The 16,229-nt window shown below is 57.6% G+C and carries 13 protein-coding genes; 3 read left to right on the forward strand and 10 right to left on the reverse strand.

What is annotated here, in order from left to right; all coding sequences use genetic code 11:
- Positions 1 to 459 precede the first annotated feature (459 nt).
- The 4 genes from bioD to bioB are packed head-to-tail and all read right to left on the reverse strand — an operon-like array spanning position 460 to position 4,072.
- Positions 460 to 1,146, reverse strand: coding sequence for a dethiobiotin synthase (gene bioD / locus OGX80_RS11590; RefSeq protein WP_115181816.1), 687 nt, complete (start codon positions 1,144 to 1,146; stop codon positions 460 to 462).
- A complete protein-coding gene (gene bioC, locus OGX80_RS11595; protein ID WP_233644123.1) occupies positions 1,139 to 1,894 on the reverse strand; it encodes a malonyl-ACP O-methyltransferase BioC in 756 nt (251 codons plus the stop codon). The genes bioD and bioC overlap by 8 nt, the downstream gene beginning before the upstream one ends.
- On the reverse strand, positions 1,881 to 3,035 hold the full coding sequence (gene bioF, locus OGX80_RS11600; protein ID WP_115181818.1) for an 8-amino-7-oxononanoate synthase: 1,155 nt from the start codon (positions 3,033 to 3,035) through the stop codon (positions 1,881 to 1,883). The genes bioC and bioF overlap by 14 nt, the downstream gene beginning before the upstream one ends.
- Positions 3,032 to 4,072 carry a biotin synthase BioB gene (gene bioB / locus OGX80_RS11605; protein WP_012133202.1) on the reverse strand — a complete coding sequence of 347 codons (1,041 nt, stop codon included), beginning with the start codon at positions 4,070 to 4,072 and terminating at the stop codon, positions 3,032 to 3,034. Before bioB ends, bioF begins: the two co-directional genes overlap by 4 nt.
- A gap of 86 nt (positions 4,073 to 4,158) precedes the next feature.
- On the opposite strand from bioB, the gene bioA reads away from it, so the two are divergent.
- Both bioA and OGX80_RS11615 read left to right on the forward strand, forming a co-directional pair.
- Positions 4,159 to 5,448, forward strand: coding sequence for an adenosylmethionine--8-amino-7-oxononanoate transaminase (bioA, locus tag OGX80_RS11610; protein WP_115181819.1), 1,290 nt, complete (start codon positions 4,159 to 4,161; stop codon positions 5,446 to 5,448).
- Positions 5,449 to 5,513: 65 nt separating this feature from the next.
- Entirely contained in the window at positions 5,514 to 5,990 is a 477-nt protein-coding gene (locus tag OGX80_RS11615; protein WP_049010068.1) for a kinase inhibitor, read from the forward strand.
- Positions 5,991 to 6,032: 42 nt separating this feature from the next.
- On the opposite strand, the gene hutH is transcribed toward OGX80_RS11615, so the two are convergent.
- The 5 genes from hutH to hutI form a co-directional block, all read right to left on the reverse strand.
- Positions 6,033 to 7,553 (reverse strand): histidine ammonia-lyase, encoded by a 1,521-nt coding sequence (gene hutH, locus OGX80_RS11620; RefSeq protein ID WP_115181820.1) that lies wholly within the window; start codon positions 7,551 to 7,553, stop codon positions 6,033 to 6,035.
- Position 7,554: 1 nt separating this feature from the next.
- Positions 7,555 to 9,240 carry a urocanate hydratase gene (gene hutU, locus OGX80_RS11625; protein ID WP_049010066.1) on the reverse strand — a complete coding sequence of 562 codons (1,686 nt, stop codon included), beginning with the start codon at positions 9,238 to 9,240 and terminating at the stop codon, positions 7,555 to 7,557.
- A 139-nt stretch (positions 9,241 to 9,379) separates the two neighbouring features.
- Positions 9,380 to 10,099, reverse strand: a complete 720-nt coding sequence (locus tag OGX80_RS11630; protein WP_012133207.1) for a histidine utilization repressor — start codon at positions 10,097 to 10,099, stop codon at positions 9,380 to 9,382.
- 88 nt (positions 10,100 to 10,187) lie between these two features.
- The gene (gene hutG / locus OGX80_RS11635) at positions 10,188 to 11,129 is read right to left on the reverse strand and encodes a formimidoylglutamase (protein ID WP_012133208.1); all 942 of its coding nucleotides are present in this window, start codon (positions 11,127 to 11,129) and stop codon (positions 10,188 to 10,190) included.
- A complete protein-coding gene (gene hutI / locus OGX80_RS11640) occupies positions 11,126 to 12,349 on the reverse strand; it encodes an imidazolonepropionase (RefSeq protein ID WP_115182346.1) in 1,224 nt (407 codons plus the stop codon). The genes hutG and hutI overlap by 4 nt, the downstream gene beginning before the upstream one ends.
- Before the next feature lie 231 nt (positions 12,350 to 12,580).
- Between hutI and OGX80_RS11645 the strand changes: the two genes are divergently transcribed.
- A complete protein-coding gene (locus OGX80_RS11645) occupies positions 12,581 to 13,864 on the forward strand; it encodes a putative acyl-CoA thioester hydrolase (protein ID WP_115181821.1) in 1,284 nt (427 codons plus the stop codon).
- A gap of 72 nt (positions 13,865 to 13,936) precedes the next feature.
- Here the strand turns inward: OGX80_RS11645 and OGX80_RS11650 are convergent, their stop codons facing one another.
- The gene (locus OGX80_RS11650; RefSeq protein WP_115181822.1) at positions 13,937 to 16,195 is read right to left on the reverse strand and encodes a hydratase; all 2,259 of its coding nucleotides are present in this window, start codon (positions 16,193 to 16,195) and stop codon (positions 13,937 to 13,939) included.
- Between the last annotated feature and the right edge of the window lie 34 nt (positions 16,196 to 16,229).

The raw sequence follows: 16,229 nt of genomic DNA on the forward strand, positions 1-16,229 counted from the left end.
ACTCAAATAAGGGATAACACCCGGCATTGCGACGTAAAATGTAGACCCTGACGAGATAAAAAACCAGTGAGATGCGGTTATCCCCAAACCAAAGACTTTTTTAACACTTGTCAAGATGTGTGATGAAAGATTTGTGGCAACCCGTGACACTTTCCTTACAGCCATTGCTTTTATCTAACAAATTGTTTCATAAGCACTATTTACTTAAGACGCCTTTCGCATCAATTTAGTCGCAGGCCGCGTCTTCTCTCGCTTACGTTGTGTTTTCTAACTCTAATACACAAGGTTATCCACAGGAATGGTGGATAACTGCGTCCAGCCCGTATGGACTGCCGCCTGGCAAAATCGCGCGGATGCCCTTTGATGAGGGGCTAAAAAAAAATTATCGCTTTTTTTTGATTTTTATCAGCTAACGAAACGCGGTCGGCAGGCGAGATCCTGCTCGCATTTTCACCCGTTTTACACCGCCTTCAGGCGCGTCAGGTCGAGATATTGTCCTGTCGATGCGCTTTCCGCCTTCCCGGAAAGCCAGGGGATTTCGCCCAGCAGAGGAGCCGTAATCACCCGCGTTAGCGTCACCATGTATTCCGCATGGCGCTTTCCGGGCGGCGTCACGTCATTGGCTACCCACCCGGCAAGCGTCAGCCCGGCTTGCTGCACGGCCTGCGCCGTCAGCATGGCATGATTGATACACCCAAGCTTCACGCCCACCACCAGAATCACCGGCAGGTGCTCCGCCGCAACCCAGTCGGCAAACGTCAGCGTTTCGCCAAGCGGAGTAAACCAGCCGCCCGCCCCTTCCACTAACACCCAGTCGGCCTGCCGTTCCAGCGTGCGTAAACCGGCGGACATCACCGAGGCCTGAACGGGTCTCCCCTCCTCTGCGCTCACAATGTGCGGCGAGGTCGGTTCCGCAAAGGTGTAGGGATTGATCGCTTCATAGGCCAGCGTCAGCGTACTGTTGCGCTGTAGCGCCAGGGCATCGCTATTGCGCAGCCCCTGCGCCGTCATCTCGCTGCCCGACGCCACGGGCTTGTAGCCTGCCGTCCGAAAGCCGCTCTGCGCGGCAGCCTGTAACAGGGCGCAACTGGCGACCGTTTTTCCAACTTCAGTGTCCGTCCCGGTGACAAAATACCGTTTAATCACGTTCAATGACTCCCAAAAAAAGCTGATACGTCAGCGGATATTTCCCCTGCTGCTGCGGCCAGGCCAACTGCAACTGCCGCAACTGCGAACGCGTTAACACGCGCGGTTCACGCCCCTCGTGCAGATGCGTCGCCCCAATACCTTTAAGCGAACGCATCGCGCTGAGCGCATCATCAAACCACAGAGTGATCGCCTGGATCTGCTGACGGACGCGCCAGCCGTGCATCGCATTGCCGATCGTCTCCGGCGACAAAAAATGGTTGGCATGCCCCCGGTTATCTACCGCCTGCCAGGCCTGACGCAGTTCCGGCAGCGATCCGTGCGCCAGCGAGGTAAACGCCACCACGCCGCCAGGACGCACCACGCGATACAGTTCGCTTAGCGCGCCGCGCAAGTCGCCGCACCACTGCACCGCCAGGTTGCTCCATGCCAAATCAAACCGCGCCGCCGCCAGCGGGATGGCTTCGATATCCGCCGCAAGGTAATGGTGAGCAGCCTGCTGACGACGCGCCTCATCCAGCATTTGCGCCGAGAGATCGAGCGCCGTGACCTCGTATCCCTGCTCTCGCCAGAAGCGACTCATCCGCCCTGGCCCGCAGCCAGCGTCCAGAACGTGCGCACATTCGCGCCCTGCCAGCAGCGCCAGCAACGCGTCCGCACTCCGGCGTTGCAGTTCAGCGTGCTGCTCATAATGCGACGCGGCGCGCCCAAACGCGGCCGCAATCGCCTGCTTATCAACCTGCGCCATCCAGCACCTCCAGTAAGCGATCAATATCCTGCGCTTCATGCGCCTGAGTGAGCGTCAGGCGCAACCGGGCAGTACCGGCCGGAACGGTAGGCGGTCGGATCGCGCTCACCCAGCATCCCTGCTCCCGCAGAGTATCCGCCAGCCGTAACGCGCGCGCATTGTCTCCGACAATCAGCGGCTGAATCGCACTGTGCGAATTTGCCAGCGTAAAATCGCTGGCCTTAACGCCCGAACGGAAGCGCTGAATTAACGCAGCCAGTTTATCCCGGCGATCTGCGCCTTCCGGGCTTCGGATCACCGCCAGCGCCGCGCTCAGCGCCTGCGCCTGGGCCGGCGGCATACTGGTGCTGTAGATCAGATGGCGGGCAAACTGCAACAGATAATCCGCAACGCTTTCAGAGCAGAGAATCGCCGCCCCGCTGACGCCAAAACCTTTGCCAAACGTCACAATCAGCAGCTCAGGTTTGACCTGCTGTCGCCAGCAGCTTCCGCGCCCCTCATCGCCCGTAACGCCAATACCGTGCGCATCATCCACCAGCAGCCAGGCGTTACGCTGCCGTGCGACACGGTGGATCTCCGCCAGCGGCGCGCCATCGCCGTCCATACTGAATATGCCCTCTGTCACCACCAGTTGCTGCCCGCCGCACGGGGCGTCCAGCAGGCGCGCCAGGTGCTGAGGATCGTTGTGGGTAAAGCGGCGAAGCGTCGCCGGGCTGAGGTTTGCCGCTTCCAGCAATGAGGCGTGGCTGAGACGGTCCGCGACAATCCGATCGTCTTTCGCCATCAGCGCGGCGATAACCGCCTGATTCGCCGCAAAGCCAGAGATAAACAGCAGCGCCCGCGAATAGCCAAGCCAGCCTGCCAGCGCCTCCTCAAGCGCCTGATGCGCCACGGAGTAGCCGCTGACGTGGCCGGAGCCACCGCTGCCGACGCCAAAGCGCTCCGCACCCTGTTGCCAGGCGCGAATAATCTGCGGATGGTGACTTAAACCGAGGTAGTCATTGCTGGAGAAATTCAGATACTGGCGTTCGTTAGCCACCAGCCAACGCCCTGCCCCCTGCGCCACCGCATAGCGGCGACGCAACGCATCGGCAGAACGACGCGCCGTAAGCGCATCGTCGATTTTTTGCTGCCAGGTCATACTGCTGCCGCGTTGTAATAGTCGTCGGTATCCGGGGTCATCAGCGCCTGTTCCAGACGCTGTTGCTGTTCGTTGTCGCCAGCCAGCACCGACGTTTGCTGCGGATTCAGCCCCAGTTTGCGGAACAGCTGGAGATCTTTGTCTTCTTCCGGGTTCGGCGTGGTCAGCAGCTTACAGCCGTAGAAGATGGAGTTCGCCCCCGCCATAAAGCACATCGCCTGCGTCTGCTCGTTCATCTGTTCGCGACCCGCAGAAAGACGCACGTAGGAGGTTGGCATCATAATGCGCGCGACAGCGATCGTGCGGATGAAATCAAACGCATCCACATCCTCATTATCCGCCAGCGGCGTACCTTTGACCTTCACCAGCATGTTGATCGGCACGCTTTCCGGCGGGGTCGGCAAATTCGCCAGTTGCAACAGCAGCCCGGCGCGATCTTTAACCGTTTCGCCTAAGCCAACGATACCGCCAGAGCAGACTTTAATCCCCGCTTCACGCACTTTGTCCAGCGTATCAAGACGTTCCTGATACGAGCGGGTCGTGATGATGTTGCCGTAAAATTCCGGGGAGGTATCCAGGTTGTGGTTGTAGTAGTCCAGCCCGGCGTTGGCGAGGCGCTGCGCCTGAGATTCATTGAGCGTGCCGAGGGTCATACAGGCTTCCAGCCCCATCGCCTTCACACCCTGCACCATCTGTTCCAGATACGGCATATCGCGCTCGTGCGGGTTTTTCCATGCCGCGCCCATGCAGAAACGGGTTGAACCGGCGTTCTTCGCTTTGCGCGCGGAGTCCAGCACCTGCTCCACTTCCATCAGACGTTCCGCTTCCAGCCCCGTCTTATAGCGGGAACTCTGCGGGCAATATTTGCAGTCTTCCGGGCAGGCGCCGGTTTTAATCGACAGCAGCGTGCTGACCTGCACCTGTTGCGGATCGAAATGCTGACGATGGATCTGCTGCGCGTCAAACAGCAGATCCAGCAGCGGTTTATTAAATAATTCGGTAACTTGCGACAATGTCCAGCGTGGGTGGTGAGCCATAGGGCCTCTCCAAAGGGTGTTGTTAATTCTTGATTCGGTGTAGACTCGTAAACCTAAATGTTTTTAATTTGGTTTACAAGTCGATTATGACAACGGACGATCTTGCCTTTGACCAACGCCATATCTGGCATCCCTATACCTCCATGACCTCCCCGCTCCCGGTTTATCCGGTTGCGCGCGCCGAGGGTTGCGAACTGATTTTGGCCAACGGCGACCGTCTGATCGACGGCATGTCGTCATGGTGGGCGGCGATCCACGGTTACAACCATCCACAGCTCAACGCCGCGATGAAAACGCAAATTGACGCCATGTCGCATGTGATGTTTGGCGGCATTACCCATGCCCCTGCGGTCAACCTGTGTCGCAAGCTGGTGGCGATGACGCCGCAAGCGCTGGAGTGCGTGTTCCTGGCGGACTCCGGTTCGGTGGCGGTGGAAGTGGCGATGAAAATGGCGCTGCAATACTGGCAGGCGAAAGGCGAGTCTCGTCAGCGTTTTCTGACCTTTCGCAACGGCTATCACGGGGACACCTTCGGCGCGATGTCGGTATGCGATCCAGATAACTCAATGCACAGCCTGTGGAAGGGCTATCTGCCGGAAAACCTCTTTGCCCCCGCCCCGCAAAGCCGGATGGATGGCGAATGGGACGAGCGGGATATGGTGGCCTTTGCCCGCCTGATGGCGGCGCACCGGCATGAGATTGCGGCGGTGATTCTGGAGCCCATTGTCCAGGGCGCAGGCGGGATGCGGATGTACCACCCGGAGTGGCTTCGCCGCATCCGTAAGATGTGCGATCGCGAAGGGATTCTGCTGATTGCCGATGAGATCGCCACCGGATTTGGCCGCACAGGTAAACTGTTTGCCTGTGAACATGCGGACATTACACCGGATATCTTGTGTCTCGGTAAGGCCATCACCGGCGGCACGATGACGCTTTCCGCCACGTTAACCACCCGTCGGGTCGCTGAAACCATCAGCAACAGCGAAGCCGGTTGCTTTATGCATGGCCCGACCTTTATGGGCAATCCGCTGGCGTGCGCCGTAGCTTGCGCCAGTCTTTCCCTGCTGGAAACAGGCGAGTGGCAGCAGCAGGTGGCGGCGATTGACGCGCAGTTACGCCAGGAATTAGCGCCCGCGCGCGCATCGTCCTGGGTTGCTGACGTGCGCGTACTCGGCGCCATCGGCGTCGTGGAAACCACGCACCCGGTCAATATGGCGGCATTGCAGCGTTTCTTTGTCGGGCAAGGCGTCTGGGTGCGCCCGTTCGGTAAACTGATCTACCTGATGCCGCCCTATATCATCCAGCCGGAACAATTGCATCGTCTGACGCAGGCGGTGAACGACGCTGTGCGCAATGAAACATTTTTTATCCATTAATCAGCGGTAAGCTGTAGCGGTTCTGGCTACACTTCCTTGCTAATCAGTAGATTAATGGAGGCGGTATGAAACTTATCAGCAACGACCTGCGCGACGGGGAAAAACTGCCCCATCGCCATGTGTTTAACGGCATGGGCTATGACGGGGACAACATCTCCCCGCATCTGGCCTGGGACGAGGTGCCCGCCGGTACGAAAAGCTTTGTCGTGACCTGCTACGATCCCGATGCGCCAACCGGCTCAGGCTGGTGGCACTGGATTGTCGCCAACCTGCCAGCCGATACCCGCGTACTGCCGCAAGGGTTTGGTTCCGGCCTGGTGGCGATGCCGGAAGGGACTCTCCAGACGCGCACCGATTTTGGTAAAGCAGGCTACGGCGGCGCAGCTCCGCCGAAAGGGGAAACGCACCGCTACATCTTTACCGTTCACGCGCTGGATGTGGAGCGCATTGATGTCGATGCAGGCGCCAGCGGCGCGATGGTGGGCTTTAACGTCCATTTCCATTCGCTCGCCAGCGCGTCGATTACCGCAATGTTCAGCTAAGTGCCGTAGGCCGGATAAGCGTCAGCGTCATCCGGCATTTTTTTACAAGAAATCAGGTAATAAGCGGAACAAGTCCCCGCGCGCCAGCAGTTCGGTCGCGCACTCAATATCCGGCGCGAAGAAACGGTCCTGAGTATAATGCGGCACCTGCTCGCGCAGCGCTTTTCGCGCCTGCTCCAGCAGCGGACTTGAGGTTAATCCTTCCCGGAGGTCGATCCCCTGACAGGCCGCCAGCCACTCTACCGCAATGACCCCACGCGTGTTTGCCGCCATTTCCCATAGTCGCCGACCCGCAGCGGGCGCCATCGACACATGATCTTCCTGATTGGCCGACGTCGGCAGGCTGTCCACGCTGTGCGGATGCGCCAGCGCTTTGTTCTCGCTGGCCAGCGCCGCAGCAGTCACCTGCGCAATCATAAAACCGGAGTTGACGCCGCCGTTTTTCACCAGGAAAGGCGGCAACTGCGACATATGTTTATCCATCATCAGCGCGATACGCCTTTCCGACAGCGCGCCGATTTCCGCAATCGCCAACGCCAGATTATCCGCCGCCATCGCCACCGGTTCGGCATGGAAGTTACCGCCGGAAATCACATCCCCCTCTTCGGCAAACACCAGTGGGTTATCCGAAACGGCGTTGGCTTCAACGAGCAGCACCTCCATCGCCTGACGCAGTTGTGTGAGGCACGCGCCCATCACCTGCGGCTGACAGCGCAGCGAGTACGGGTCCTGCACCTTTTCACAGTTATGGTGCGACTGTGCTATCGCGCTGGTCTCCGTCAGAACGTGGCGGAACAGCCCGGCGGCGTCGATCTGCCCACGCTGACCGCGCGCGGCATGAATGCGCGCATCAAACGGTCGGCGCGACCCCAGAACGGCTTCGGTGGTTAACGCCCCGCAGACCACCGCAGAGGCGAACAGCGTCTGCGCTTCGAACAGCCCACGCAGCGCAAAGGCGGTGGAGGCCTGGGTGCCATTCAGCAGCGCCAGTCCCTCTTTCGCCGCCAGCGTGATCGGTTCCAGTCCGGCCTTTTTCAACGCCTCTTTCGCCGGAAGCCACTCCCCCTGCCAGCGGGCTTTCCCTTCGCCAAGCAGCGTCAACGACATATGCGCCAGCGGCGCCAGATCGCCCGATGCCCCTACAGAACCTTTCGCCGGGATCAGCGGCCAGACCTCTGCGTTGACCAGCGCAATCAGCGCTTCAATCACGCTCAGGCGGATGCCCGAGAAACCACGCGCCAGGCTATTGATTTTCAGCACCATGATCAGACGCACCATCGCGTCGTCCAGCGGCTCGCCAATACCCGCCGCGTGGGAGAGCACCAGCGAACGTTGCAGGTTTTGCAGATCCTCCGTGGCGATGCGCGTCTGCGCCAGCAGACCAAAACCGGTATTGATACCGTAGGCCGTGCGCCCCTCGGCGACGATATTGTTCACGCAGTCGACGCTGGCATTAATACCGTCAACCGCGCTGCTATCAAGACGCAGTTGCACTGGCTGCTGCCAGACGGCGCGAAGCTGCGCAAAACTCAGATGACCCGGCGTTAACGTAAGCGTATTCATATCAGCGTTTTCCTTGAGTAGCCGCGATCATCGGCAAGTTCAGCCCTTGTTCTGCGGCGCATTCAACCGCAATCTCATACCCGGCGTCAGCATGGCGCATCACGCCTGTCGCCGGATCGTTATGCAGCACTCTGGCGATACGCGCCGCCGCCTCGTCGGTGCCGTCGCAGACAATCACCATTCCGGCATGTTGCGAGAACCCCATGCCGACGCCGCCGCCATGATGCAGCGAAACCCAGGTCGCACCGCTGGCGGTATTGAGCAGCGCGTTCAGTAACGGCCAGTCGGATACCGCATCAGAGCCGTCGCGCATCGCTTCCGTCTCCCGGTTTGGACTGGCGACGGAGCCGGAATCCAGATGGTCGCGGCCAATGACGATCGGCGCGGAGACCTCTCCACGGCGTACCATTTCGTTAAACGCCAGACCCAGCTTTTGCCGCCACGCCAGCCCCACCCAGCAAATACGCGCCGGTAAGCCCTGGAAGTTAATACGTTCGCGCGCCATATCCAGCCAGTGATGCAGATGTTTGTCATCCGCCACAACCTCTTTGACTTTGGCATCGGTTTTATAAATATCTTCTGGATCGCCGGAAAGCGCCACCCAACGGAATGGGCCGATCCCCCGACAGAAAAGCGGGCGGATATAGGCCGGTACGAACCCAGGAAAATCAAAGGCGTTCTCTACGCCCATCTCTTTCGCCATCTGGCGGATATTGTTGCCGTAATCGAAGGTCGGGACGCCCATTTCACTGAACGCCAGCATCGCCTGTACGTGCTTCGCCATTGAGCGTTTCGCCGCCTGTACCGTGCCCTGTGGATCTGACGCTGCTTTCGCCTGATACTCCTCCCAACGCCAGCCAGAGGGCAGATAACCGTGCAGCGGATCGTGCGCGCTGGTCTGGTCGGTCACCAGATCCGGGCGAACGCCGCGTTTTACCAGTTCCGGCACGACGTCCGCCGCGTTGGCGCACAGCGCAACGGAGACGGCTTTACCTTCGCGGGTATATTTTTCAATTCGCGCCAGCGCGTCGTCCAGCGAGGTGGCCTGTTCATCGACGTAGCGGGTACGCAGACGGAAATCGATACGGCTTTGCTGGCATTCGATATTCAGCGAGCACGCCCCCGCCAGCGTCGCGGCCAGCGGCTGTGCGCCGCCCATACCGCCAAGCCCGGCGGTCAGCACCCAGCGCCCGGACAAATTCCCCTGATAGTGCTGCCGTCCTGCTTCAACGAAGGTTTCATAGGTACCCTGCACGATGCCCTGACTGCCAATGTAGATCCAGCTTCCGGCGGTCATCTGGCCGTACATCGCCAGCCCTTTGGCGTCCAGCTCATTGAAATGTTCCCAGGTCGCCCAGTGCGGCACCAGGTTGGAGTTAGCGATCAGGACACGTGGCGCGTTTTCGTGGGTCTTAAACACGCCGACCGGTTTACCGGACTGCACCAGCAGGGTTTCATCGGCCTCCAGTTTGGTCAACGCATTGATGATGGCGTCATAGCACTCCCAGTCGCGCGCCGCGCGGCCAATGCCGCCATAAACCACCAGTTCATGCGGATTCTCGGCAACATCGGGATCGAGGTTGTTCATTAACATGCGCAGCGGCGCTTCGGTTAACCAGCTTTTTGCCGTCAGGGTTGTTCCCCTCGGGGCGCGGATATCCTGCTGACGATACTTGCTTTGAGGCATGACACCAGACTCCTTACGATGATCGGACAGATAAGTAACATATACTTGTCTATACAACTTGTCGCAAGGCTGATTTTAACAACTTAGATACATTTTTGTTATATTGCGTCAGCAATCACGCTTTTTATCGCGCCGTCATTCAGGACATAAAATGGCCCTGCAACCGGTAGCGAGAACCGGGAAAAAGCAGGCGAGCGTGAGAAACAATGTGCGACGCAGACCAGGTGCGCCGATGAATTAACAGGCAGGGATCGTGCTCCTTAATGTTCAGCAGCGCGCACTCTTCCGCCGTGGCGCGCACGGCTTCCACAATGTGCTCCCCTTCCGTTAGCGGGGCGATCAGCGACAGGTATGCATGAGGCGTGGTCTGGCTGTAATCCTGCGCCAGATAATCCGGTACAACGCCGGCATTCACACAGCGATCCTCAATCTGCACCGGCAGATCGTTTTCATAGTGCACCATCACCGAATGAAAAATCAGCGTGCCTTCACGCACATTCAGGGCCGTGGCCTGAAGCGCATTCGCCTGCGTCTGTTCCAGCGTCAGCACCTCACAGCGGTGCTGATGGTGACGGGCGGCGATTTCATCGGCAATGCTGCGAATTTCAAACAGTGCGGACTGCCCTTTCGGTTCCGCCACAAATGTGCCGACGCCCTGTAAACGCACCAGCAGCCCTTCATCCGTTAATTCCCGCAACGCCCGGTTGATTGTCATCCGGCTGAAGCCAAATTGCGCCACCAGTTCCGCTTCCGAGGGAATACGGTCATGCGGGCGCCAGACGCCGCTGGCGATGTTGTCGCTGATCGTCTGTTTGACCTTTTCATAGAAAGGCACAGGGGCAGAACGGGATGGGAGCATGCGTAAGCCTTCCTTAAGCGTATGATTTTATTTGCCGGATGGCATTATCCGGCCTGTAACGCGATTTCGGGCCGGACAAACATCGCGATTAACGCCACCCGTGTGCGATTTGCCAGCCGAGGCGTGCCGCAACACGCGCGGCGTTGCCATCATCGTCAAAGCGCGGATTAAATTCAACCATATCCACCGCCTGTAACTTACCGCTGCGACAAACGGCATCGACAAGCCGCATCACCGTCGCCAACGGCACACCGAGCGCTGCGGGCGCAGACACTGCGGGCATCTCCCAGGCGGGCAGCACATCAAGATCGATGGTCAGGTAGATCTTATCCACGCTGTCGATAACCTGCGCCAACGGCGCCTGAGCGGTATCACAATCCACGTCTTCTACGATGGTCACTCCGCGTTGTTGCGCCTCATCCCATAACGCCTGCGTATTTGCCGCCCGACTGACGCCAAAGCAGGCGTAATGAAACTCACGCTGCTGTTCATCGCATAATTGCGCCAACTGGCGAAACGGCGTACCGGAGGTGGCGTGGTCAGCCCGACGCAGATCCAGATGCGCATCAAGATTAATAATGCCGACTCTGGCATGCGGGAACGCATCGAGCAGTCCCGCGCCATGCCCAAACGCCGTTTCATGTCCGCCGCCTAGCACAAACGTGCGCATATCCGCCTGCTGGCAGCGCCGTACCGCATCGCGAAGCGCCTGCTGCGCGCCTTCCAGATCGGGGGCTTGCGCAATAATGTTACCTAAATCCACCAGCCGATCGTGGCCGTGGTGAGAGGCCAGGTTCGCCAGCGCCCGGCGCAGGGCATCCGGCGCGCCAGCAGCGCCAGGCCGCCCCTGGTTTCGCTTCACGCCTTCGTCACAGGCAAAGCCGAGTAAGGCAATTTTTTCACGATACATTTCGGGAGAAAACGTCGGGCTGCGCGTCACCGTCTGAAAGAGACGCAGCGCGTTAGCCGCCTCGGCGCTGTCATCACGCCCCTGCCAGAGCGTGGGGGATGCGGGTTGCCATTGCGTCATGTTACTTCTCCTCTGAATACACGGTGACAGAGCGGGTTACGCCCCGGTTCATAAAGGATTTCAACCGGAAGCTCAGCGTCCCATACGGCAAAGTCAGCGACATATCCCGCTTTCAATTGCCCATGCGTCGTCTGCCGCCCCAGCGCGCGCGCAGCATGCCGCGTCACGCCCGCCCACGCCTCTTCCGGCGTTAAGCCAAACTGTACGCAGGCCATGTTCATCGCCAGATGCAAACTGATAAACGGACTGGTGCCGGGGTTAAAGTCCGTTGCAACCGCCATTGGCACGCCATAGTGGCGGAGCAACGCCACCGGCGGGCGCTGCGTCTCTTTGAGGAAATAAAACGCCCCCGGCAGCAGAACGCCCACGGTGCCGCTGCGACTCATCGCCGCCACGCCAGCCTCATCCAGATACTCAATATGGTCAGCGGATAACCCCTGATAACGACCCACCAGTTGTGCGCCCCCCAGCAAGGAGAGCTGCTCAACGTGCCCTTTTACCGGAATGCCCAACGCCTGAGCGGCCTGAAATACCCGCTCACTCTGCGCCAGGTTAAACCCCACGCTTTCACAGAAAAGATCCACCGACTCAAACAGCCCTTTTGCCCATAATCCGGGCAGAATACTTTCGCAAACCAGCGTGATATAGCCGTCGGGATCGTCGCGGTATTCTGCTGGCGTCGCATGTGCCGCCAGCAGGGTAGGACTGATTTCCACCCTGTTTTCATGCGCCAGCGCAGCGGCAACGCGCAACATTTTCTCTTCCGTGGCGAAATTCAGGCCATAGCCGGATTTCACCTCCAGCAACGTAACGCCTTCTTGCAGCAATCGCGCCATCCGCGCGCGTGCAACGGTTAAAAGTTCATCTTCAGAGGCCGTCCGGGTCGCGGCGACGGTCGCGTTGATACCGCCGCCCTGCGCGCTGATCTGCTGGTACGACACGCCGTTAAGCCGCTGCTCCCACTCCCCGGCGCGCGTGCCGCCAAAAATCAGGTGGGTGTGACAGTCAATCAGTCCGGGCGTGACCAGTCGGCCTTGCAGATCCACGGTATTGCGGTGCGCGGCGTTGAGCGACGACGCAGGCACAATATCCAGTATCCGGCCCTGGCGGACGACAAGCGCATGATCGTCCACCATCCCATAAGGGCTACCGCGTTCAGGGTCCATCGTCGCCAGTCGGCCATTCCGCCAGATCGTGTCATCAGGTAAAAGTTGCGCCATTGGGTTCATCACTTGTCATGGGTTGTCTATACATTTATTTTTTATTCTGCCGGGGTTGTCAATCTTACAGGCCATGAATGTTATTTATTTGTGATGTACTTGCCTGGAACATCGGGTGCGCGGCGTCTAAAAAAGAACTTTTTACCTTTTCACCTTCCCGTTTCGCTCAACTTAGTATAAAAAAGCAGGCTTCAATGGAATTAATTTAACTTTCAAAGCCCGGAGCAACCTGTGAACACATTTTCGGTTTCCCGTCTGGCGCTGGCACTGGCTTTTGGCGTGACGCTGACCGCCTGTAGCTCTACGCCGCCCGATCAAATCCCATCCGATCAGACCGCGCCAGGCACCTCCTCGCGTCCGATCCTGTCGGCGAACGAAGCGCAGAATTTCGTTGCTGCACACTATTTCTCGTCACTGACGCCGAATACGGCGCCGTGGACGCCTTCCGCCATTACGCTGCCTGCGCAACCTGACTTCGTTGTCGGCCCGGCTGGCACGCCAGGCGTGACGCACACCAGCATTCAGGCGGCGGTAGATGCAGCAATTACGCAGCGCAGCAGCAAGCGTCTGTACATCGCCATTATGCCGGGCGAGTATCAGGGAACCGTGTATATCCCGGCGGCGCCTGGCAGCCTGACGCTGTACGGTACGGGCGAGAACGCGATTGATGTGAAAATCGGCCAGGCGATTGACGGCGAAATGAGCACGACCGACTGGCGTCGTTCAGTGAACCCGGGCGGTAAATACATGCCGGGCAAACCTGCGTGGTATATGTTTGATAACTGCCAGAGCAAACGCGGCGCCAGCATTGGCGTGATGTGTTCTGCGGTGGTCTGGTCACAGAATGACGGCTTGCAGTTACAAAATCTGACCATCGAAAACAATCTCGGTGACAGCGTTGACGCCGGCAACCATCCGGCAGTGGCCTTACGCACTGACGGCGACAAAGTGCAGATTAATAAAGTGAACATTCTGGGTCGCCAGAATACCTTCTTCGTGACCAACAGCGGCGTGCAGAACCGCCTGCAAAACGATCGCCAACCACGCACGCTGGTGACGAACAGTTACATTGAAGGGGATGTGGATATGGTTTCCGGTCGCGGCGCAGTGGTGTTCGATAACACCGATTTCCGCGTGGTGAACTCCCGTACCCAGCAGGAAGCGTATGTTTTCGCTCCGGCAACGCTGTCGAATATTTATTACGGTTTCCTCGCCACCAACAGCCGCTTTACCGCCGCAGGTGATGGCGTCGCGCAACTAGGTCGTTCGCTGGATGTGGATGCCAACACCAACGGTCAGGTCGTTATCCGCGATAGCGTGATTAACGAAGGGTTCAATATGGCGAAACCGTGGGCTGACGCCGTTATCTCCAAACGTCCTTTTGCCGGGAATACTGGCGCGAAGGATGATAAAGACGAGGTACAGCGTAACCTGAACGACACGAACTTTAACCGGATGTGGGAATACAACAACCGGGGTTTAGGCAGTAAAGTGGTTGCCGAACCGAAGCAATAATATCTGCTGACGATTATTCTTCAGGCCAGATAAAAGAGAAAAGGTCGTCACGCCGGGCGTGACGACCTTTTTTTACATCTGACGGTTTTTATTGAAATTAATCAGACTTCCCGCTTTGATAATTTCACGTTCCTCGGCGGTCAGGCTTTCCAGATACAGACTGATTTCCGTGATTTCATCGTCATGAATCACATAGCCTTTTAAGGTGGTTGCGCATTGATCCAGCGCCGTACGGACGCCAGGAATGTAAATATAATCCCCGACGTCAAACCCAGGCTCACCCGCCATTTGCAGCGGCAACATTCCCCAGTTGATCACATTCGAACGGTAGCGTTTCGTCGCATACTCCTGAGCTATATTCGCCAGACCGCCAATCACGCGCTGACAGCTTGCCGCCTGTTCACGCGCGGAACCGTCTCCCGGCTTAACGGCATAAATCATGCTGCCAATCCCGGTGGCTAACGGATCGGTGTTTTCCTGGCCCGCAATTGTGCGAATACGGGCAAAGACCGGCTCCAGCTCGCTCACCTCGCCTGCCAGACGCTGTTTTTCCAGCGTCGCGGTTGCTTTGCTTCGGCCAACATAGTCTGGATCGCGGCGTGACAGGGTGAACTCCGCCAGACCAACCGGGTTTGAGCGAAAAGACGAGGTCTCCCCGGACGGGATCAGCTCATCCGTCGTTGTGACTTCATCAAGAATTTTTGACGCCACCTTGAGCAGAATATTTTCCGTCAGCGCCCCCAGCGCCGGCCAGTCTTTGATATTCGGGCCATAGATGAGCGATTGCTGCGTCGCCCCTTTAACAAAACCCTGATAGACACGGTTTTTGTACGGAGTGGGATCAAACGCATAGTCAGGAACGTTTTCCCAGCAGTCCAGTTCAGCGGCGGAGGTCAAATAGCCCCCATTTATTGCCGTCGCCGCAATAGAACGCGCATCCATCAGCGCAACCGCGGACATTTGACCATTACCCGGTTTCGAACCCTCACGGTTCGGGAAGTTACGGGTGGTGTGGCGAATGCTCAGCCCGTTGTTAACGGGCGTATCGCCAGCGCCAAAGCATGGGCCGCAGAAAGCGGTTCTGATGATTGCGCCCGCGCCAGTTAAATCGGCCACCACGCCTTTTTTCGCCAGATCCATAAATACAGGCTGTGAAGAGGGGTAAACCGCGAGTGAGAACGTCTCGTTACCACACGATTTACCGCGCAACGCATTCGCCGCCGCAATGACGTTCTCATAGTTACCGCCTGAGCATCCGGCAATAATTCCCTGCTGAACCTTTAATCTTCCCTTCTCAACTTTATCCAGCAGTGAGATTTTGGCTTTCCCACGGGCAATGCACGCAGACTCAATTTCTACCTGGTGCAGAATATCCGTCAAATTCTCATTTAATGTGTCGATTTCATACACATTGCTCGGATGGAAAGGTAGCGCGATCATCGGTTTAATTGTGTTCAAATCAACATAAATACAGCCATCGTACCAGGCCATTGGCTGCGGATTCAGCTGTCGATAGTCCGGTTCACGGCCATGTAACGCCAGCCAGCTACGGGTTTCATCATCCGTTTGCCACACCGAACTCAGGCAGGTCGTCTCCGTGGTCATGACATCAACACTGTTACGGAAGTCCGTGGACATTGCGCTAATGCCCGGCCCCACAAATTCCATGACCTTATTTTTGACATAGCCATTTTTAAATACGGCGCCAATGATGGCTAACGCCACATCCTGCGGGCCAACGCCTGGCGCCGGTTTTCCCGTCAGATATACCGCCACGACGCCTGGATAATCGATATCCCAGCTATCATTCAACAGTTGTTTGACGAGTTCACCTCCGCCCTCCCCTACGGCCATCGTCCCCAGCGCACCGTAGCGCGTGTGGCTGTCTGAGCCTAAAATCATTTTTCCACCACCCGCCATCATCTCGCGCATATATTGGTGGATGACCGCAATATGGGGCGGCACATAAATACCGCCATAGCGCTGCGCGGCGGAAAGTCCAAAAAGATGATCATCGCCATTAATGGTTCCACCAACGGCGCATAATGAGTTATGACAGTTTGTGAGAACATAAGGTAATGGAAAACGCGCCATCCCGGACGCTTTCGCGGTCTGAATTATGCCTACATAGGTAATATCGTGGGAGGTTAACGAATCAAACTTGATTTTAAGTTTATCCATATTTCCTGACGTATTATGAGACGCAAGAATGGACCATGCGATGGTGCCTTTTTTGGCTTCCTCTTTTTGTACATTACCGCAATACTGTTCTTCTGCAATTATCTCATTGTTACCGGAGAGATAAATCCCTTTGTCATATAACTTAATCATTCATTACTCCACATTGCCGTGCATGTTTCCATGC

It is taken from the genome of Citrobacter sp. CK194 (assembly GCF_030333395.1).
Classification (GTDB): Bacteria; Pseudomonadota; Gammaproteobacteria; order Enterobacterales; family Enterobacteriaceae; genus Citrobacter_B; species Citrobacter_B koseri.